General features: G+C 69.0%; 18 protein-coding genes. 11 read left to right on the plus strand and 7 right to left on the minus strand.

Translation table 11 applies throughout. From position 1 onward, the window contains the following. Positions 1–28: 28 nt before the first annotated feature. A complete protein-coding gene (locus BKN51_RS17000) occupies positions 29–1,315 on the plus strand; it encodes an MFS transporter (protein WP_101608587.1) in 1,287 nt (428 codons plus the stop codon). A 73-nt stretch (positions 1,316–1,388) separates the two neighbouring features. Here BKN51_RS17000 and BKN51_RS17005 read toward each other — a convergent pair whose 3' ends face one another. Beyond that, positions 1,389–1,865, minus strand: a complete 477-nt coding sequence (locus BKN51_RS17005) for an Rrf2 family transcriptional regulator (protein ID WP_101613265.1) — start codon at positions 1,863–1,865, stop codon at positions 1,389–1,391. 114 nt (positions 1,866–1,979) lie between these two features. Here BKN51_RS17005 and BKN51_RS17010 point away from each other — a divergent pair, with 114 nt between their 5' ends. After that, complete coding sequence (locus BKN51_RS17010) at positions 1,980–2,711, plus strand: SDR family oxidoreductase (RefSeq protein ID WP_101608588.1); 732 nt, start codon at positions 1,980–1,982, stop codon at positions 2,709–2,711. 82 nt (positions 2,712–2,793) lie between these two features. On the opposite strand, the gene glpD is transcribed toward BKN51_RS17010, so the two are convergent. From glpD to BKN51_RS17025, 3 genes are read right to left on the minus strand one after another with little or no spacing between them, the layout of a single operon-like run. Then, on the minus strand, positions 2,794–4,506 hold the full coding sequence (glpD, locus tag BKN51_RS17015; RefSeq protein ID WP_101613266.1) for a glycerol-3-phosphate dehydrogenase: 1,713 nt from the start codon (positions 4,504–4,506) through the stop codon (positions 2,794–2,796). Positions 4,507–4,511: 5 nt separating this feature from the next. Further along, the gene (glpK, locus tag BKN51_RS17020; RefSeq protein ID WP_101608589.1) at positions 4,512–6,029 is read right to left on the minus strand and encodes a glycerol kinase GlpK; all 1,518 of its coding nucleotides are present in this window, start codon (positions 6,027–6,029) and stop codon (positions 4,512–4,514) included. A gap of 20 nt (positions 6,030–6,049) precedes the next feature. After that, positions 6,050–6,871 (minus strand): MIP/aquaporin family protein, encoded by an 822-nt coding sequence (locus tag BKN51_RS17025; protein WP_101608590.1) that lies wholly within the window; start codon positions 6,869–6,871, stop codon positions 6,050–6,052. A 151-nt stretch (positions 6,872–7,022) separates the two neighbouring features. Here BKN51_RS17025 and BKN51_RS17030 point away from each other — a divergent pair, with 151 nt between their 5' ends. From BKN51_RS17030 to BKN51_RS17050, 5 genes are all read left to right on the plus strand, one after another. Then, positions 7,023–7,790: an IclR family transcriptional regulator gene (locus BKN51_RS17030; RefSeq protein WP_016335197.1), complete on the plus strand. Its 768-nt coding sequence runs from the start codon at positions 7,023–7,025 to the stop codon at positions 7,788–7,790. A 13-nt stretch (positions 7,791–7,803) separates the two neighbouring features. After that, positions 7,804–9,756, plus strand: a complete 1,953-nt coding sequence (glpK, locus tag BKN51_RS17035) for a glycerol kinase GlpK (protein WP_101608591.1) — start codon at positions 7,804–7,806, stop codon at positions 9,754–9,756. 187 nt (positions 9,757–9,943) lie between these two features. Further along, positions 9,944–10,204: a hypothetical protein gene (locus BKN51_RS17040; protein ID WP_101608592.1), complete on the plus strand. Its 261-nt coding sequence runs from the start codon at positions 9,944–9,946 to the stop codon at positions 10,202–10,204. Between the two features lie 455 nt (positions 10,205–10,659). Next, positions 10,660–12,207 carry a purple acid phosphatase family protein gene (locus tag BKN51_RS17045; RefSeq protein WP_233224208.1) on the plus strand — a complete coding sequence of 516 codons (1,548 nt, stop codon included), beginning with the start codon at positions 10,660–10,662 and terminating at the stop codon, positions 12,205–12,207. Between the two features lie 171 nt (positions 12,208–12,378). Beyond that, entirely contained in the window at positions 12,379–13,188 is an 810-nt protein-coding gene (locus BKN51_RS17050; RefSeq protein ID WP_101608594.1) for a serine hydrolase, read from the plus strand. On the opposite strand, the gene BKN51_RS17055 is transcribed toward BKN51_RS17050, so the two are convergent. Next, positions 13,145–13,783, minus strand: coding sequence for a MerR family transcriptional regulator (locus BKN51_RS17055; RefSeq protein ID WP_101613267.1), 639 nt, complete (start codon positions 13,781–13,783; stop codon positions 13,145–13,147). The genes BKN51_RS17050 and BKN51_RS17055 overlap by 44 nt on opposite strands. Positions 13,784–14,127: 344 nt before the next feature. Between BKN51_RS17055 and BKN51_RS17060 the strand changes: the two genes are divergently transcribed. The 4 genes from BKN51_RS17060 (at position 14,128) to BKN51_RS17075 (ending at position 17,139) form a co-directional block, all read left to right on the plus strand. Continuing rightward, on the plus strand, positions 14,128–14,991 hold the full coding sequence (locus BKN51_RS17060) for an alkaline phosphatase family protein (RefSeq protein ID WP_101608595.1): 864 nt from the start codon (positions 14,128–14,130) through the stop codon (positions 14,989–14,991). 66 nt (positions 14,992–15,057) lie between these two features. Continuing rightward, positions 15,058–16,047 carry a TolB family protein gene (locus tag BKN51_RS17065; RefSeq protein WP_101608596.1) on the plus strand — a complete coding sequence of 330 codons (990 nt, stop codon included), beginning with the start codon at positions 15,058–15,060 and terminating at the stop codon, positions 16,045–16,047. 5 nt (positions 16,048–16,052) lie between these two features. Continuing rightward, positions 16,053–16,598, plus strand: a complete 546-nt coding sequence (locus BKN51_RS17070) for a cysteine hydrolase family protein (protein WP_101608597.1) — start codon at positions 16,053–16,055, stop codon at positions 16,596–16,598. A 28-nt stretch (positions 16,599–16,626) separates the two neighbouring features. After that, positions 16,627–17,139: a VanZ family protein gene (locus tag BKN51_RS17075; protein WP_101608598.1), complete on the plus strand. Its 513-nt coding sequence runs from the start codon at positions 16,627–16,629 to the stop codon at positions 17,137–17,139. Here the strand turns inward: BKN51_RS17075 and BKN51_RS17080 are convergent. Both BKN51_RS17080 and BKN51_RS17085 read right to left on the minus strand, forming a co-directional pair. Then, positions 17,103–18,794: a flavin monoamine oxidase family protein gene (locus BKN51_RS17080; RefSeq protein WP_101608599.1), complete on the minus strand. Its 1,692-nt coding sequence runs from the start codon at positions 18,792–18,794 to the stop codon at positions 17,103–17,105. The genes BKN51_RS17075 and BKN51_RS17080 overlap by 37 nt on opposite strands. Then, entirely contained in the window at positions 18,791–19,546 is a 756-nt protein-coding gene (locus BKN51_RS17085; protein ID WP_101608600.1) for a carbon-nitrogen hydrolase family protein, read from the minus strand. Before BKN51_RS17085 ends, BKN51_RS17080 begins: the two co-directional genes overlap by 4 nt. Positions 19,547–19,625: the final 79 nt, after the last annotated feature.

The following is a 19,625-nucleotide window of genomic DNA, read 5'->3' on the forward strand; positions in this document are numbered from 1 at the left end:
GATTCATCCTCGCCGCACGATCTCGGCCATGCAAGTGACGAAGACCGGTCCGGCCCCGCTCGCCATCCTGCTCGCGGCCGAAGCGATGAACGTGCTCGACGCGACGATCACCCAGGTCGCCGGTCCGGCGATCCACGCCGGCCTGGGCGGACCCCCGTCCGCCATCCCCTGGTTCGGCGCCGCCTACACACTTCCGTTCGCGGTTCTCCTGATCACCGGCGGCAGGCTCGGCGACCTGCTGGGCCGCCGCCGCGTGTTCCTGTCCGGTGTCGCCGTGTTCGCCCTCGCGTCGCTGTGCTGCGCGTTCGCGCCGGGCACCGGCGTGCTGATCGGCGCGCGAGCGGCGCAGGGAATGGCGGCGGCCCTGGTGATCCCCCAGACCATCGGATTGATCAAGGTCCTGTTCACCGGCCCCGCGCTGGCCGCGGCGCTCGGCTGGAACGGGCCGGTGGTCGGCTTGTCCGCGGTGAGCGGGCCACTGCTCGGCGCCCTGCTGACGGATCTGGTGTCCTGGCGGGCGGCGTTCCTGGTGAACGTGCCGATCTCGATCGCGATCCTGGTGGCCGGACGGCTGCTGCCGGAAGACCGCGCCGAGAAGCCGGTGCGGCTGGACGTCCCGGGCACCGTGCTCGTCTCGCTCGGCGTCGGACTGCTGGTGCTGCCCCTGATCGATACGTGGAACTGGGGCCTTTTCGCCGGCGGCGCCGCCGTGCTCGTGCTGTTCGGATTCCACCAGCGGAACCGGCGGCATCCTTTGGTCGAGCCGAGTTTGTTCGCCCGTCGCGGCTTCCCCGCGGCGCTGGCGGCGTCGACGCTGTTCTTCGCGGTGATGAACGGGTCGATGCTCGTGGTGGTCCTGCATCAGCAACTCGACGAGGGCCGCGGAGTGCTGGAGTCCGGCCTGACGTTGCTGCCGTGGTCGGGCGGCCTCGCGGTGTCGTCGTGGCTGGCGGGCAAATGGCTCGTGCCCCGCTATGGACTGCGTGTCGCCTTCGCCGGGCTGACGCTGTTGCTCGCCGGAGTCCTGCTGGCGATGGCGGGACCGCTGCTTCCCGCGCTCGGGATCGGCGGGCTCGGGCTGGGACTGTTCACGGTGCCGTTCTTCACCACGGCTTTGGCGGGCGTCCGTCCACAAGAGACAGGTTCCGCGGCCGGGCTGCTGAACGCGGTGCAGCAAATGGGCGCGACGCTGGGTGTCGCGGTGTTCGGCACCGTCTACTTGCGCGGGCACTCCCCCGCGCAGGCCTTCTCGCTCGCGGCGGTGCTGGTGATCGCGACCATGGCGGCCACCGCGCTGATGCGGCCCAGGAGCTGAAGGGGACCATGCCCGCGTCTCACGCGGCGAAGGGCGCTTTCCCCGCATCGCATGCGGGGAAAGTCCCCTTCAGCTAGGCGTCAGCGGCCTTGAACCAGGCACCGATCCCCGCGAGCGCGCCCGGACCGTAGTCGCCCCTGACGTCGTCGGCCAGATTCGCGATGGTGACCTCGCGCAGCGCCGCGCGCCACTGGACTTCGGCGTTGGCCATAGCGCGGCTGATGACGCACGGCGCCGTGCACGCTTCGGGCGGTGTCGCCATCGGGCCGCGCTGCCGGATCTCGGTGCAGATGAAGGCCGGACCGGGTCCTTCGATGGCCTCGACGACGTCCAGCACCGTGATCTCCGAAGGCGGCCGGGTGAGGACGTAACCGCCGGCCTTCCCCTGCACCGACCGGATGAGGTCGGCCCGGGAAAGCGCTTGGAGCTGCTTCGCGAGGTAGCTCGGGGAGACGTCGTGAAGCTGCGCCAGGCGCGCGGCGGGCGCGGGTTCGTCGACCGAGGTCAGCACGACGCAGCAGTGCAGCGCCCACTCGACCCCACCGGACATCTTCACCCGGATGACTCTAACCCGCCTCTTGACTCGGACACAATGTGTCTGAGTATTATCTCGGACATGAGTTGTCCGGGTTAGCGGACATCCACCGACGAAGGGCACTGGGTCATGAAATTCGCGATCATCGGCGGGACCGGGCTGATCGGCTCGCAGGTCGTGCGGAACCTGAACGAGGCCGGGCACGAGGCGGTGCCGCATTCGCCGTCCACCGGGGTCGACCTCCTCACCGGCCAGGGTCTGGACACCGCGCTCGACGGCGCCGACGTGGTCGTCAACCTCTCGAACTCCCCGACCTTCGACGAGGCCTCCCCCGCGTTCTTCCGGACCTCGATGGACAACCTCGTGGCCGCGGCGAAGAAGGCGGGCACCGGGCACTTCGTGATCCTGTCGATCGTCGGCGTCGACCAGGTCCCCGAGCTCGACTACTACCAGGCCAAGACGCTGCAGGAGGACATCCTCAAGAACAGCGGTGTCCCGTACTCGATCGTCCGCGCCACCCAGTTCATGGAATTCGTCGGCGCCGTCCTGTCCTGGACGTCCGACGACACGACCGTCCGGCTGCCCAGCACGCCGATCCAGCCGATCGCGGCGGCCGACGTCGCCACCGCCGTTTCCGAGGTCTCGGCGGGAAAGCCGTTGAACGGCACCCTCGACGTCGGCGGGCCGGACGTCTACCCGCTGGACGAACTGGGCCGGATCACCTTGTCCGCCAAGGGAGACGACCGTTCGGTGACCGTGGACGAGACGGCGGGCATGTTCTCCGCCGTCAAGGGTGACGTCCTCACCACCAAGGACGGCGCCCGCATCGCCGCGACCCGGTACCTCGACTGGATCAAGTAGCGGAGCTGAAGGGGACCATGCCCGCATGCGATGCGACGAAAGGGCCCTTCACCGCATCGCATGCGGTGAAGGGCCCCTTCACTCAGCTGGACATCAGCGCCGGGGCGGCGAGGCGGCTCGCGTTCGCCGCTTCGTCGTCCGGCTGGGCCTGGGCGGAACGTTCCGCTTCGACCCGGGCGAGGTAGTTGGCGACCTCGCGCTCCTGCCGGTGCGAGTCCCAGCCCAGCAGCGGCGCCATCAGCGCGGCCACCACCGGCGCCGCGGTCACACCGCGGTCCCGCTCCTCGATCGAGATCCGGGTGCGGCGCGTCAGGACGTCCTCCAGGTGCAGCGCGCCCTCGTGCGAGACGGCGTAGACCACCTCGGCCTTGAGGTACTCCGCCGTCCCCGGGATCGGCTCGCCCAGCTCGGGGCGCTCCGAGATCGACTCCAGGATGTCCTCGATCGCGGTGCCGTAGCGCTGGAGCAGGTGCTCGACCCGGTCGAGCGGCAGGCCGGCGCGCTGAGCGAGCGAATGCCGCGCGCCCCACAGTTCGTGGTAGCCCGCCGCGCCGACGATCGGAAGCCGTTCGGTCCACGACGACGGCGCCGGGCGGCCGAGGTCCTCCACCGCGACGTCGACGGCGTCCGCGGCCATCACCCGGTACGTCGTGTACTTGCCGCCCGCCACGATCACCAGGCCCGGCACGGGATGCGCCACCGCGTGCTCGCGCGACAGCTTCGTCGTCGAGGTCGCCTTCGCGGCCAGCAGCGGTCGGAGCCCGGCGTACACACCCTCGATGTCGTCCGCGGTGAGCGGCGTGCGCAGGACGGCGTTGAGGTGGCCGAGCACGTAATCGACGTCCGCCTGGCTGGCCGCCGGATGCTCGCGGTCGAGATCCCATTCGGTGTCGGTGGTGCCGACGATCCAGTGCCGTCCCCACGGGATGACGAACAGGACGCTCTTCTCCGTGCGCAGGATCAGCCCGGTGTCCAGATCGATCTTCTCGCGCGGCACCACCAGGTGGATGCCCTTCGACGCGCGCACGGTGAACGGCGCGGGGATGCCCGCCGCCTCCGCCATGTCGTCGCTCCACACACCGGTGGCCGCGACGACCGTCTTCGCCCGGACCTCGATCTCCGCGCCGCTCTCGCGGTCGACGACCTTGGCGCCGACGACGCGTTCGCCGTCACGGATCAACGACGTCACCCGCGCCCGGGTGAGGACTGAGGCGCCCTGCTCGGCCGCGGTCCGCGCGATGGTCATCGTGTGCCGGGCGTCGTCGACCTGGGCGTCGTAGTACTGGATCGCGCCGATCAGGGCGTCTTCGGCCAGCCCGGGCGCGACCTTGCCCGCGCCGCGTTTGGACAGGTGCCGGTGACGCGGCAGCGCGCGAGCCCCGCCGAGGGTGTCGTAGAGCGTGACACCGGCGCCGATGTAGCCGCGTTCCCAGACGCGGTGCTTGAGCGGCACCAGGAACTTCACCGGCCGGACCAGATGCGGCGCCAGCGTCTGCAGCAGCAGGCTTCGCTCCTTCAGCGCCTCACGGACCAGCTTGAAGTCCAGGTTCTCCAGGTAGCGCAGCCCGCCGTGGATCAGCTTGCTGGACCGGCTGGACGTCCCGGCGGCGAAGTCACGAGCCTCGACGAGGGCGACGGAGAGCCCGCGTGACGCCGCGTCGAGCGCGACGCCGGCACCGGTCACTCCCCCGCCGACGACCAGCACGTCGACCTCTTCGCGAGCCAGCTTGCGCAGCGTCTCGGCACGGTAGACCGGCGAAAGCGGTACGGATTTCACGGTGTTCCTCCTGTTCATCGGGCTCACTCGACCTCGACCCAGTCGAGCGTGCGGCCGACGGCCTTCTGCCAGCCCGCGTAGCCCTCGGTGCGCTGCTCGTCGGTCCACGACGGGGTCCAGCGCTTGTCCTCGTTCCAGTTCTGTTCCAGCTCGTCGGTCGACTTCCAGAACCCGACGGCCAGGCCCGCCGCGTAGGCGGCCCCGAGCGCGGTGGTCTCGGCGACGACCGGCTTCGACACCGGCACGCCGAGGATGTCGGCCTGCAACTGCATGCAGAGTTCGTTCGCGGTCACACCACCGTCCACCCGCAACACATCGAGCGTGACGCCGGAATCGTTCTGCATGGCCTCGACGACGTCGCGGGTCTGGTAGCAGATCGCTTCGAGCGTCGCCCGCGCCAGATGCGCGTTGGTGGTGGCCCGGGTGAGGCCGACGATCGCGCCGCGCGCGTCGGAACGCCAGTACGGCGCGAAAAGCCCGGAGAACGCGGGGACGAAGTAGACGCCGCCGTTGTCTTCGACCTGACGGGCGAGGCTCTCGCTCTGCGAAGCTCCGCTGATGATGCCCAACTGGTCACGCAGCCACTGCACGGCGGACCCGGTGACGGCGATGGAGCCTTCCAGCGCGTACACCGGCTTCTCGTCGCCGAACTGGTAGGCCAGTGTCGTGAGCAGCCCGTGCTTCGAGCGGACGACCTCGTGGCCGGTGTTGAGCAACAGGAAGTTGCCGGTGCCGTAGGTGTTCTTGGCCTCGCCGGGCCGGAAGCACACCTGGCCGACGGTCGCCGCCTGCTGGTCGCCGAGCACACCGGTGATGGCGACCTCGCCGCCGAGCGGGCCGTCCGCGCGGGTGGTGCCGAAGCCGCCTTTGTTCGACGACGGCCGGATGGACGGCAACATCTGCTTCGGAATGTCGAAGAACGACAGCAGTTCGTCGTCCCACTCCAGCGTTTCGAGGTCCATCAGCATCGTGCGCGACGCGTTGGTCGGATCGGTCACGTGCACACCGCCGTCGGATCCCCCGGTGAGGTTCCAGATCAGCCAGGAGTCGGTGGTGCCGAAGAGCGCGTCGCCCTTCTCCGCGTCTTCGCGGACGCCGTCGACGTTCTCCAGGATCCACTGCAGCTTGCCGCCGGAGAAGTACGTGGCGGGCGGCAGACCGGCCTTGCGGCGGATGACGTCGCCCTTGCCCGCGCGTTCCAGCGCCGAGGCGATCCGGTCGGTGCGGGTGTCCTGCCACACGATGGCGTTGCAGTACGGGCGCCCGGTGCGGCGGTTCCACACGACGGTGGTCTCACGCTGGTTCGTGATGCCGAGCGAGGCGAGGTCGGCCGCGGTGAGGTTCGCCTTGTTGAGCGCGGTGGCGATCACCGAGCGGGTCCGCTCCCAGATCTCGGTCGGATCGTGTTCGACCCAGCCCGGCTTCGGCAGGATCTGCTCGTGCTCCAGCTGGTGACGGGCGATCTCGTTGCCACCGTGATCGAAGATCATGAACCGCGTGCTGGTGGTGCCCTGGTCGACGGCGCCGATGTGGTCAGGCATGGATTCTCTCCTTCGGATGCTTAGGCGGCGGTCTTGAGATCCTTGGCGGGCAACGATTCCGGCGCCGGATCGGCGGGCAGGTAGCGCTCGATGAAGAACTTGTAGATCGCGCCACCGATGACCGCGCCGATGATCGGGGCCACGATCGGGATCCACCAGTACGGATAGCCGTACTGGTCGGTGAACGCGGTGTCGTAGCCGGTGAGCCAGGACATCAGCCGCGGGCCGAAGTCGCGGGCGGGGTTGATCGCGTACCCGGCGTTGGTGCCCCAGGCCATGCCGATCGCGACCACGAGGAAACCGACGACGACCGGGGCGAGGTTCGCGGCGGGCGCGGTGTTGCGGAGGTCGGTGATGGCGAAGATCACCAAGGCGAGAATGGCGGTGCCGATGATCTGGTCGCGGAACGCGCCCCAGTCACCCACCGGAAGGGTTCCGTTACCCGGAAGGGTGGAGAAGACACCCTGGGTCTTGATCGTCAGGCCGGGATCGGCCGCGTTGAGCACTTCGGTGTAGTTCCAGCGCACCAGCAGTGCCGCGACGAACGCGCCGGCGGTCTGCGCGAGGGCGTACGGCGCGACCTTGCGCCAGGAGAAGCCCTTGAACACCGCGAGCGCCACGGTGATCGCGGGGTTCAGATGCGCGCCGCTGATCCGTGAAGCCACGTAGATACCTAGCGTGACACCGATTCCCCACGCCCACGCGATGCTGTCGTGATCCCCGATGCCCGCGGCGACGACTTGAGCCACCACCCCGCAGCCGAACAGGATGAGGATCATCGTCCCGACGAACTCCGCCGCCAGTTCGCCCGCGAGTCCGCGAGCCTTGAGGTTTCGCACCATTGCTTCCTCCACAAAGGACACCGTTGCCCTGCTGAGGCCGAAGTTAAGTTCGCGGAAACGCCGGGTCAACGGACACCGGTCGGCATTGTCGAACGTCCGGAGACGATGTTCGACATTGTCGAATCAGGGCCGGTCGGGCTACGGTTGGGCCGTGCCCGGTCCGATCCAGTCCATCGAGCGCGCCGCCGCGATCCTGCGGTTGCTGGCGCGCGGTTCCGGCCGTCTCGGGGTCGGCGAGATCGCCGATTCCCTCGAACTCGCCAAGGGAACGGCGCACGGGATCCTGCGCACGCTGCAAGGGGTCGGCTTTGTCGAACAGGACCGCGACACCGGGAAATACCAACTGGGCGCGGCACTGCTGCACCTCGGCACGAGCTACCTCGACGTCAACGAACTCCGGTCGCGCGCGATCAACTGGGCCGACGCGCTGGCCGCGCGCAGCGGCGAGGCAGTCCGGATCGGCGCCCCGCTGGAGGGCCGCGTCCTGGTGGTGCACCACGTGTTCCGGCCCGACGACAGCCTGCAGACGCTCGACGTCGGCACGCTTCTGCCGTTGCACGCGACGGCGCTCGGGAAAGTACTTCTGGCCTACGACACCGGTCTCGTGGCATCGTTGCGCACCGGCGGCCCGGAGGCCTACACCCGCCGGACCCTGGTCACCCAGACCGCGATCAAACGCGCCTGCGGCAAGGTGCGCGAAGCGGGCTGGGCGAGCGAGAACGGCGAGATGATCACCGGCGAGGCCGGGATAGCGGCGCCGATCCGCGGCCACGGCGGCATCGTGGTCGGCGCGATCGGAGTGTCCGGCGCGGCGGAACGGATCTGTGAAGCCGACGGCAGCCCGATCCCCCGGCTGCTCGGCCACGTGCGCGACGCGGCACGGGCGGTCTCCCGCGATCTCGGCGCGTCCCGATGGTGATGGAGGTGCTCGCGTGGTCCAGCGCTATGTGATGTCGATCGACCAGGGCACCACCTCGACGCGGTGCATCCTGTTCGACGCGCGCGGCAGGCTGGTGTCGGTCGCGCAGCGCGAGCACCAGCAACACTTCCCCCGGCCGGGCTGGGTCGAACACGACGCGACGGAGATCTGGCGCAACGTCGCCCGGATCGTGCCGCAGGCGCTGGCCGACGCCGGCGTGGAAGCCGGGCAAGTGGCCGGGCTCGGCATCGCGAACCAGCGCGAGACCACCGTGCTGTGGGACCGCCACACCGGCAACCCGGTCGGCCGCGCGATCGTCTGGCAGGACACCCGCACCGACGCCATGCTCGAACACCTCGCCCGCGAACCGGGCGCCGACCGAGTCCGTCAGCTGTGCGGGCTGCCGCTGGCCACGTACTTCTCCGCGCCCCGTATCCGGTGGATGCTCGAAAGGACGCCTGGCCTGCGGGAACGCGCCGAGCGCGGCGACGTCCTGTTCGGGACGGTCGAGAGCTGGCTGATCTGGAACCTCACCGGCGGCCCCGAGGGCGGCGTCCACATCACCGACGTCACCAACGCCTCGCGCACCATGCTGATGAACCTGCGGACCCTCTCGTGGGACGACGAGCTGCTGGAGTTCTTCGACGTCCCGCGCGCGACGCTGCCGGAGATCCGGCCGTCGGCCGAGGTGTACGGGACGACGTCGCGGGTGGTGCCGGGGATCCGGATCGCGGCGGCGCTCGGCGATCAGCAGGCGGCACTGTTCGGCCAGACCTGCTTCGCGCCCGGCGAGGCGAAGTGCACGTACGGGACGGGGAGCTTCCTGCTGCTCAACACCGGCCCGACGCCGGTGCTCTCGACCCACGGCATGCTGACCACCGTCGGGTTCAAGATCGGCGACGAACCCGCCGTGTACGCGCTGGAGGGCTCGATCGCGGTCACCGGGTCGCTGGTGCAGTGGTTCCGCGACGGGCTCGAACTGATCGGCAGCGCGCCCGAGATCGAGACGCTGGCCCGGACGGTGGAGGACAACGGCGGCTGCTACATCGTGCCCGCGTTCTCGGGGCTGTTCGCGCCGCACTGGCACAGCGAGGCGCGCGGCGTGATCGCCGGGCTGACGTCGTACATCACCAAGGGGCACCTGGCGAGGGCCGTGCTGGAGGCCACCGGCTGGCAGACGCGCGAGGTCGTCGACGCTATGAACGCCGATTCCGGGCTCGCGCTGTCGACGCTCAAAGTGGACGGTGGGATGACCGCGGACAACCTGCTGATGCAGTTCGTCGCCGACGTCCTCGACGTGCCGGTGGTCCGCCCGATGGTCGCCGAGACGGTGTCGCTGGGCGCGGCGTACGCGGCCGGACTGGCGGTCGGCTACTGGCCGGACCTGGAGGGCCTGCGCCGGAACTGGCATCGCGCCGGGCAATGGCTGCCGTCGATGAACCCCGCCCGCCGCGACAGCGAGTACGCGCATTGGCGGCAGGCCGTGGAACTGACGTTCGGCTGGATGCGCCCGGGACCGACGGCCGCGCCCCCGGGCTCCGACCTGGTCGAGGTCATGCTGGCCGATCACCGCCGGATCGAGCAGCTGTTCCGGGACCTCCGCAACGACGAGGCCGACCGTCCGGCACTGATCGCGGAACTGTCGGCGGAACTGGTCGCCCACGTCACCGCTACGGAACGGATCGTCCGTCCTGACGCGACGGAGAGCGCGCTCGCCGCCGAACTGCTGGCGGTACTGGAACCGGACGACTTCGAAAAGGCGTTGGCGTCACTGGAGAATTCGGTCGACGCGCATATCCGCGCGGAGGAACGCGGGTTGCTGAACGAACTCCGGCGCACACTGTCCACTTCGGACCGCACCGGTCTCGGCCGCGCCTTCGCCGCCGAACGGCGACGGCAACTCGACCTCGACTGCGGCTCGGCCGCCCACATCCGCGAACAGGGTCCCCGGCTGAGGCTCTCGTGACTCGCCAGTAGGTCGTGCTAGCCTGGCGCCGTGCAGCGCTGGACTCGACTCCGCTTTACCCGACTCGTAGTCAAGCGCGCCGGCTGAACCAGGTCGCCGGCGCGCATTCCGGCGACCCCTCGACACGGGGCATCTCCCGGGACCTGGCCCTCCATGGCCTGCTCGTTTCCCGCCTTTGGAGACCACGATGTCGCTCACCACTTTCGCCCCTCGTTCGTCCCTGATGGTCCGCCGCCGGATCGCCACCTACTTCGTCGGCGGCGTCGACCAGATCCCCGGCCTGGTCGACGCGCTCGGCTGCCTCGTCCACGAACTGTCGGTCGACGTGCGCGACGGGGTCCGGGAAAGCAGCATGACCTGCGCCGTCCTGGTCGCGGCGGACGAGGTCGAACCGCTGCTGGAGCGACTGCGGGAGCTGGGCTCGGTCGTCTCGTCCGAACTGGTGTGAGCGCGGGGCGGGGTTGGTCTGCGCAGTCCGTGAAGGACTCCTTGGGGGACCCAGGGTCCCTCAAAGTTCCCCTCACCCCTTCCCAAGTACAGGAAGGACCCCTTCACTGCGCTAGGCGCAAGCAAGGGGGCCATCACGTACTTCAGGTGGGCAGGGCAGCGCCGGAACGCGTCGGTCGGGGTTTCTCGCCCGCTCACAACCGACCGCAACTAGAGGACTACTTGCGGCCGATGACTCAAGCGCTGAGCGCGACCGCCACCCGCGACACAGCCTTTGGGCCACGGCGGCGACAAGACGGTCAGAACCGCCCTAACCACCCATAAACCCGCCCGCCACTTGCACGGTTCCGTGCAGCCCGCCCCCACCCCTTGACTTAGTTAAGAAGCCTTCTTAACTTCGATTTCATGTCTGAGACTCCCCGAAACAGCAGGTCTCAAGCCTATCGTCGGCTCAGCTTGGCCGAGAAGCACGACAACTTCGTCAACCGGTACTCGCGGCGGACCCTGTTCCGGGTGGGCGCGGTGAGCGGCGCGGCGCTCACCCTCGGCGGCGTCCTGCAGTCCGGCACCGCCATCGCCTCACCCGGCCCGACCGTGCTGCTCAACGCCGACAAGGTCGCGGGTTCGGCGCTGCGGCCGTTCGGACGGCACATCGCCTACGGGACCGACCCTTCCCAGCAGGTCGTGGTCTCCTGGCAGGTACCGGCGGCGGTCACCGCGCCGTTCGTCCGGATCGGCACGGTCCCCGGCGACTTCAGCCCGCCCATCCCGGCCGAAGTCCGGGCGCTGACCAGCCAGATGTCCTGGCAGCATCCGGTCGAGGAAGTGCCGCCGAACAGCCCGAAGGCGATCACCCAGTACTACCTCCACGCCCGGATCGACCGGCTCCTGCCCAACACCACGTACTACTACGTCGTCGGCCACGAGGATTACGACCCCGCCGCCAGGCTGGGCGAGATGGCGAGTTTCCGCACCGCCCCGGCACCGGGCGGCGACGGGACGTTCTCGTTCACCGCGTTCGGCGACCAGGGTGTCGGCTACAACGCCGTCGCGACCAGCAGCCTGATCGCGGGCCTCGATCCCGCCTTCCACCTCGCCATGGGCGACCTGAGCTACGCCCTCGAGGGCGAGGGCGGGCACCCGGAGGAAGACCAGTACGACGCGCGCCTGTGGGACTCCTTCTTCGTGCAGAACGAACCCGTCACGGCGGGGATCCCGTGGATGATGGCGCTCGGCAACCACGAGATGGAGGGCTGGTACTCCGCGGACGGCTACGGCGGTGTCCGCGCGCGTTTCACCATGCCGGACAACGCCTGGGACGGGTCCACCTGCATCTACTCGTGGCGCTACCAGAACGTCGGCCTGATCAGCCTGGACGGCAACGACGTCTGCTACAACAGCCCGTCGAACCTGGACTACACCAAGGGAAAGCAGCTCAAGTGGCTCGGTAAGACGCTGGCCGCCTTCCGCGCCGACCCCACGATCGACTTCATCGTCGTCTACTGCCACCAGTGCACGTACTCCACCTGCCATTCCAACGGCGCCGAACTCGGCGCGCAGAAGGACTGGGGGCCGCTGTTCGACAAGTACCAAGTGGACCTGGTGCTCAACGGGCACAACCACATCTACGAGCGCACCGACCCGATCCGCGCCGGCAAGTCCGTCAAGAAGGTGCCGTCGCGCGGGACCACGAACCCGGTCAAGGACGGGACGACCTACATCACCGCGGGTGGCGGTGGCGGCAGTGTCTCCGAGTTCCCGGCTCCCGACACCTACCTCGGCCACGAGACCCCCAACGACGCCCCCGTCCCGATGAAGTACTCGGAGAAGGACGGCCAGGACCGCACCAAGAAGGTCACCTGGTCCCGCGTCCGGTTCCGCGGGTACAGCCTGGTCGCGGTCGACGTCATCGCGGGCACGGGCACCACGCCGCCCAAAATGGACGTTCGCGCGATCAGCGCCGACGGCACCCTGGTCGATCAGGTCATCGTGCAGCGTTCCTGATCCGCATCGACCGGAAAGCCGGTCCACATCGGCCGATCGGCCGGTATCCCCGGCACCAGGTCCGGCCCGGTTTCCGAAGCGCCGGAACGGTTTCCGTGCAGTCGGCCGCTGTTACACGTTCATGACAAGAACGAGACGGGACAACGATGATCGCCTCTGAACATCGTCGTCATGTTCGACGACGAACGAACCAGGCCGATAGCCGTTCCCGGCGCGAACCGGCGGCTCCGCCTTCGCGTGACGGTCCTGACCGCTTTCCTGGTCCTCACCGGAATCCTCGGTTACGTCATTTTCCAGGCCAACGCGGCGAGCAGGCCGGCGCCGGAAAAGCGGACCGCCACCGTGGTCTTCGACCGCACCTCGGGCAAGCAGGTGGTCGACGACCAGGGAGCGGAGAGATTCCGCACGGCTTCGGTGGTGAAGTTGTTCATCGCACTGGACGTCCTCACCCACAAGCCGGGCAAAGGCGACCAAGCCCAGTTGTACCGGATGCTGGCGAAAAGCGACGACGCCGTCGCCAACACCCTCTGGACCAGGAACGGCGGGCCCGCGATCGTGACCAGGACGGCGGCCGCGGCCGGGCTGAAGAACACCTCCGCGCCCGCCGACCCGGGCCGCTGGGGCGACACGCTGTCCACCGCGGACGACATCGCCCTGGTGTACCGGCACATCCTCGAACTGCCGAAAGCCAAGCGGAACGTGATCCTCAAGCCGCTGCGAGAGGCCACGCGGAAAGCCGCCGACGGATTCGACCAGCACTTCGGCATCCCGACCGGCTTCCAAGACCGGCCGTGGGCCGTGAAGCAGGGCTGGGCGTCCGGACGGGGCGCCGTGGACGCGCACACGACCGGGCTCGTCGGTGAGGGCGATCGCTACGTCGTCGTCATCCTGTCCAGTTTCGCCGAGGGCACCGACCTCGGGACAGCGACGGCGACGGCTACCTCGGCGGCCGTTTCCCTGGCTCACCGTCTGGAAAAGTGACCTCGGCCGCGTTCTCGACCGTCGTCCTGAAAGCGCTTACAAGAAGCTCGGCGAAACAGGCCCGGGAAGTGGCCGAGACGCCCCCGGTCTGAGCTTTCAGCGCGGCCAGCTGCTCGCCGGCCAGCGGGGCGACCCGGTCCATGAACTGCCCGAGGAGGCGCAGGGCGGCGACAGGCGGGACACCGGCCCCGGCGAGGTCCGCCACCGCGCGCGAAACGGACGGGCGCACGACGGCGGGCTCACCCTCCTCGTCCAGGCCGAGCACGCCGTGCCGCTCCAGGCATTGGGCGACGGCGGGCTGGTCGCGGGCGAGATCGGCCATCGCCGCGTCCAGCCGTCCGGCGTCGCCGTCCACTGTGGTCGTTCCGAGCATCGCGGCGATGGACACCAGGTTGAAGCCCTGTTTCTGCAGCATCGTGATACGCCGCAGGCGCCGCAGATGCACCGGACCGTAGGAGGCGGACCGGCCGTGCCGGACCGGCGGGGGCAGCAAACCCCTCGTCTGGTGCGCCCGGATATTGCGCGCCGACATGCCGACGATCACGGAAAGTTCTTCGATCGTGTATCCGGCCGGTCTCGGCGAAAAGGGCTTCACGCCGACCACCTTAACCAATGGTCGGATGAGTACACCACGAAGCCGGTGAAATGGCGTCGCCACTGTCAACCGGCTGAATCAGCGAGTGGCGATAAGTCCATCGGTTCCCGTCCTCCTACGCAAGGCCGACCGGGAGGTTTACACGGTTTCGTGCCAGCAAATGCCGGTTTTGGGGCGTTCACCACCAGCCGGTTACTCCAGTCAGGCGATCTTGGTAGGCCGAAGACTTCCCTGCCGTTTAAATGCAGCTAAGACATCCGATGTCTGACTCTGTCACCGCCTGCGGAGCGCCGCTGAACCCGATGGTTGGTCGTCAAAGTTTCAACCTTTTCCCAGGAGGTTTCATGTTCTGGAAACGGATCGCGGTCGCCGCCGTGGCCGCGACCGGGCTGGCCACGGCGCTCGTGGTGTCCCATGAGGACACCCAAGCCGTCGCGATACAGCCCGCGGCCGCGAAAGTACCCGCGTTCGACCACATCGTCCTCGTGATGTTCGAGAACAAGGACTACAAGGAGATCAACGGCAGTTCCAAGGCCCCGTACTTCAACAAGCTCGCCTCGCAGGGGGCCAAGTTCACCAAGGCGTACGGGACCACGCACCCCAGCCAGCCGAACTACATCGCCCAGTTCGCGGGGACGACCCACGGGGTCGACAGCAACAAATGCCAGGATCTGGGGAACAAGGAGAACATCGCCTCCCAGCTTTTCGGCATCGGCAAGACCTTCGTCGGGTACGCGGAAAGCATGCCGTCCGACGGTTACACGGGCTGCACGAAGGACAAATACGCCCGCAAGCACAACAGCTGGGTCAGCTTCGGCAACGTCCCGGCGTCGGCGAACAAGCGGTTTTCGTCGTTCCCGACCGACTTCACGAAACTCCCGCACATCGCGTTCGTGACCCCGGATCTGTGCAGCGACATGCACGACTGCCCGGTCGACACCGGCGACAAATGGCTGAAGAAGAACCTCGACGCCTATGCCCAATGGGCGAAGACGCACAACAGCCTCCTGATCGTCAATTTCGACGAGGACAGCGGCACGTCGGTGAACCAGATCTTCACCACCTTCGTCGGCGCCCACGTGAAGCCGGGCAGCTACAGCGAATCCATCAACCACTACTCGATCCTCCGCACGATGGAGGCGGCGTTCGGCCTGCCGGGCATCGCCAACGCGGCGAACAAGTCGCCGATCACGAGCGTGTGGCAGTAACCGGGTGAACCCCGCGGGCGTGTCCACTGTGGACGCGCCCGCGGGCGGAGAAAGGAAGGCACGACCGTGAACACCCGTACCCGCGTCCTGATCGCCGTCACCGGAGCGCTCACGCTGGTTGCGGCCGCCGTGATCTACGTCGGGGTGGCGGGAGCGCGCAACCAGGACACCGCGTCGGCGGGCACGAGCGGAGCCGTCACCCTCGACGGATCTCGGTTGCTGTTCCGCAGCACCGCCGACGCCGACCGCGGGCACGTGTCCAGCGTCGCCGCGGCCGATCCGGGCGGCGCGCGGGCGGTCTCGGACGTCAGCTGCAGCCGGGTCTACGCGGCGGGCGGCACCGGGATCTGCCTGCGCCCGGAGACCGGGCTGACCACCTACCAACTGGCCGTCCTCGACGGCCGTCTCGCGGTCACGCAGGAGATCCCGCTGGTCGGGCTGCCCAACCGGGCCCGTGTCTCGGCCGACGGGCGTCGTCTCGCGTGGACGGTGTTCGTCACCGGCGATTCCTACAACGGCGGCCGGTTCTCCACCCGCGCCGGCACCCTCGATCTCATCACCGGCGACGTCGAGGGGACGCTCGAGGACTTCGCCGTGACCGTGGACGGCGAGCCGTACAAGGCGGCCGACGTCAACTTCTGGGGCGTCACCTTCACCAGCCGGCCGGACCGGTTCTACGCCACCATGTCCACCGGCTCCCACCGCTACCTCGTCGAAGGCGACGCCAAGGCCCGCACGGCCAGAACGGTGCGGGACAACGTCGAATGCCCGTCCCTCTCCCCCGACGAGACCCGGATCGCCTACAAGTCCGCCATCGACGGCGATCCCGCCAAGGGCTGGCGGGTCTCGGTGCTCGACCTCGCGAGCGGCACCGTGACGCCGCTGGCCGAGACCCGGAGCGTCGACGACCAGCCCGCCTGGCTCGACGACCGCACCGTCGGTTACGCCCTCCCCCGCACGCAAGGACACTCCGACGTCTGGGCCGTCCCCGCCGACGGCACGGGTGCGCCGCGCCTGCTCATCCCGGAGGCCGAATCGCCCGCTGCCCTAGGCTGACGTCCATGAGGGCCGCGCTGCTGATCGTCGACATGCAGGAAATGCTCGTTCCCCTGGTCTGGCGCGGCGAGGAACTGGCGTCCCGGATCGCCGCGCTGGCGCGCGAAGCCCGCGCCCACGGCGTTCCGGTGATCGCCCTGCGGCAGATCGGCGCCTCCGGCACGGACTTCGACCCCGATTCGCCGGGCACCCGGCTCAGCCCGCTGCTCGGCCTCGAACCGGTCGACGTGGTGGTCGACAAAACGGCGACGGATTCCTTCTACCGCACCGGGCTGGCGGGGCTGCTCGTCGAACGGGGCGTCGACACCGTGGTGCTGACCGGGCTGGCCACCGACTACTGCGTCGACGCGACCGCCCGGTCCGCGCAGAGCCACGGTCTCGACGTCGTGCTGGTCGGCGACGGCCACGCGCCGTCCGCCGACGGCGATCCCACCATGGGGCTGACCGCCGAGCAGGTCATCGCCCGGCACAACCTGATCCTGGCCACGGCGATCCACCCCGGCGGGCGGCTGCGCGTGGTGCCCGCGGCGGAGGTCGCGTTCACCGCCTGAGCGGGCGTGCTCGTAGGATCGGCTCGCCATGATCACGAACTTCCTCCTCGACCACTCCGCCCTCGTGCCGGTGGCGATCCTCCTGGTCGCGCTCGTCTGCGCCGTCCTCGGTCACCTGCTGGCGGGCAAGCGCCGGATCCTGTGGGCCCTCACCGGGGTGTCGCTGGTGCCGGTCTTCGCGCTGACGCTGGTGCCCGCCGGCCGCACGCTCGACGAGACCGGGTGCACGGTCCAGTTCTTCCTGCCCACGCTCGGCGCGGTGGAACTCCTGGCCAACGTCGCGCTGTTCCTGCCTCCGGTGTACTTCGCCGCGCTGGCGTCCCGGCGGCCGCTGACGACGCTCGCGGCGGGCTCGGCGCTGTCCGCGGTGGTCGAGACCGTGCAGGCACTCGTGCCCGCGATCGGCCGTGCCTGCGACACCAACGACTGGCTGATGAACACCCTCGGCGCGGTCCTCGGCATGTTTCTCGCGCTCGGCACGGCGTGGCTGGTGAAGCGCCGGGCTCAGTCCGGCAGTGCGACGGGCGCGATGTCGTCGTAGACGTCGCCCGGCCCCGGGTTCGCCGGGTCGGTCTCGCCGCCGAAGTGGTGCAGGACGCCCCACACCGCGTTGAGGGCCGTCTGGACCGCGCCTTCCGCCCAGCCCGCCGTCCACGAAACGTCGTCGCCCGCCAGGAAAAGGCCGCGATGACGCTTCTCCAACCGGTCCTGCATGAAATGCGTGAACAGCCGGTGCTGGTAGCGGTAGTGGCCGGGCAGGTTGGCCTTGAACGCGCCCATGAAATGCGGTTCGGCCTCCCACGACACGGTCACCGGATCGCCGATGATGTGCCGCCGGACGTCGACGCCCGGGTAGATCTCCCGCAGCGACTGCAGCATCACCTCGACCCGTTCGGACACCGAGAGCGGCAGCCACTTCAGCGAGTCGTCGGCCCAGGTGTAGGACAGGCAGATCACCGCGGGCGCGTCCGGGTCGTCGCCGAGCAGGTAGGTGCCGCGCGGCATGCGGTCGGTGAGCGTCATGCTCATCGTGTCGCGGCCGGTCTCCGGGTCCTTGTCCAGCCAGAAGGGCCGGTCCACCGGGACGAAGACCTTCGAGGACTCCATGTAGTGCGTGCGCTCGATCGCCGTCCAGTGGTCGATCGGGAACAGCGCCTCGTCGCATTCGATCTTCGACAGCAGCATCCAGCTCTGCGCGGTGAACACCGCCGCCGGATAGGTGCGGACGCGGCCTTCGGTGTCGGTCACGGTGATGTTGTTCGGCGCCGTGCGGTGCAGCCGGGCGACACCGGGGTTCGGACCGCCGCCGTGCAGCGAGTTCAGACTCGTTCCCGCGGGCCAGAAGGCGAGGTCCTCGGGCGCGTGTTCCCACAGCCGCAACGGAAGCTGCCTGCTCCCGCCGGAGATGCTGCGGTGCTCGTCGTCGGCGCCGGTGTAGACCACCCGCAGGATCTCCAGGATGGAGTTGGGGAAGTCGGTGTCCCAGCCGCCGGTGCCGAAGCCGACCTGCCCGAAGATCTCGCGGTCGCGGAACGAGGCGAACGCGGGTGACTGGCAGAGGAAGCCGTAGAACGTCTGGTCGTCCAGGCGCGGCACGAGTTCGTTCCAGAGCCGCTTGATCGTCTTCGTGTCGCGCTCGCGGATCGCGGCCTGCATTTCGGCGAACGCGGCCTGCTCGGCCAGTGTGCTGTCCCAGGCGGCCGCGACCTTGCCGAAGACCGCGGGGAGTTCGTCCGGCGTGCGCGCGTAGTGGCTCTCCCCCTTGAGGTCGACGACGGTGCTCGGCGTTCCCGGCGCCAGCGGGTTCGGGAACGGCGTCGTTTCCAGGCCGACCTTGTCGATGTAGTGGAAGAGCGCGGTGGACGCGGGCGGGAAGCGCATCGCGCCCATCTCCGCGACGACGTCGTCCGGGCAGCCGGGGAAGTTCACCGTGCGCAGGCGGCCGCCGATCTCGGCGATCTCGTAGACCACCGGGCGCAAGCCGAGCTTCATCAGTTCGTACGCGGCGACGATGCCGGAAAGGCCGCCGCCGATCACCGCCACCTCGGTGCCGTGCCGCTCGGCCGGGAGAGAGCCGAGTCCGGCGGGGTGCGCGAGGAAATCGTCGTAGGCGAACGGGAAGTCCGGGCCGAACATGGTGATCGGACGGCCCGCCGGCTCGTCGTGGTGGATCGCGGTCGGGAGGGCGGAGGTCATGCGGAAAGTCCTCGGTACAGATCGGGCCGTCGGTCGGCCAGGTGGGTGTTCTCCAGTCGCGACGCGACGAGCGCGTCACGGGTGACTTCGGCGCTGATCAGGTCCGGACCGGCGCCCGCCGTGGCGAGGACCTCGCCGGTCGGGGCGACGACCCGGGAGCGGCCGCAGTAGGTCAGTTCCTGTTCGGTGCCACAGCGGTTCGCGTAGGCGACGAACAACTGGCTTTCGTAGGCACGGGCGGGCACCAGGGTGTCGGCGACCAGTTCGTACGGGCTCATCAGCGCGGTCGGCACCACGAGCAGGTCGGTCCCCGCCAGCGCGTGTGCCCGCACCAGTTCGGGGAACTCGACGTCGTAGCAGATCAGCAGGCCGATCCGGAGACCACCGAGCTCCGCCTGCACGACCGCCTCGGCGCCCGGTTCGAACCAGGAGCGGTCGATGTCGCCGAACAGATGCGTCTTGCGGTAGTTCGCCAGGCGGCGTCCGTCGGGGCCGATCAGCTGCACGCTGTTGTAGACGTGACCGCCGTCGGCTTCGGGATAGCCGTAGGCCAGCGCGGCACCGGTTTCCCTGGCCAGCGCGGACATGCGGGCCGCTGTCGGCCCGTCGGCGGGTTCGGCGAGCTCGTGGGAACGGGCGCCGATGTGGTAGCCGGTGGTGATCATTTCGGCGGCGACCACGAGGTCGGCGCCCGACGCGGCGACGGCGGACGGCAGTTCGGCGTAGGGGCCCTGGTGGACGGCGATCTTCACACCTTCGACGATATCCGCCGTTTCACTGCGCGGATAAGGCCGAATCGTTGCGCAGAATCTTGGCCGACCATCTACCTAG

This window comes from Amycolatopsis sp. BJA-103, from assembly GCF_002849735.1.
Taxonomy (GTDB): domain Bacteria; phylum Actinomycetota; class Actinomycetes; order Mycobacteriales; family Pseudonocardiaceae; genus Amycolatopsis.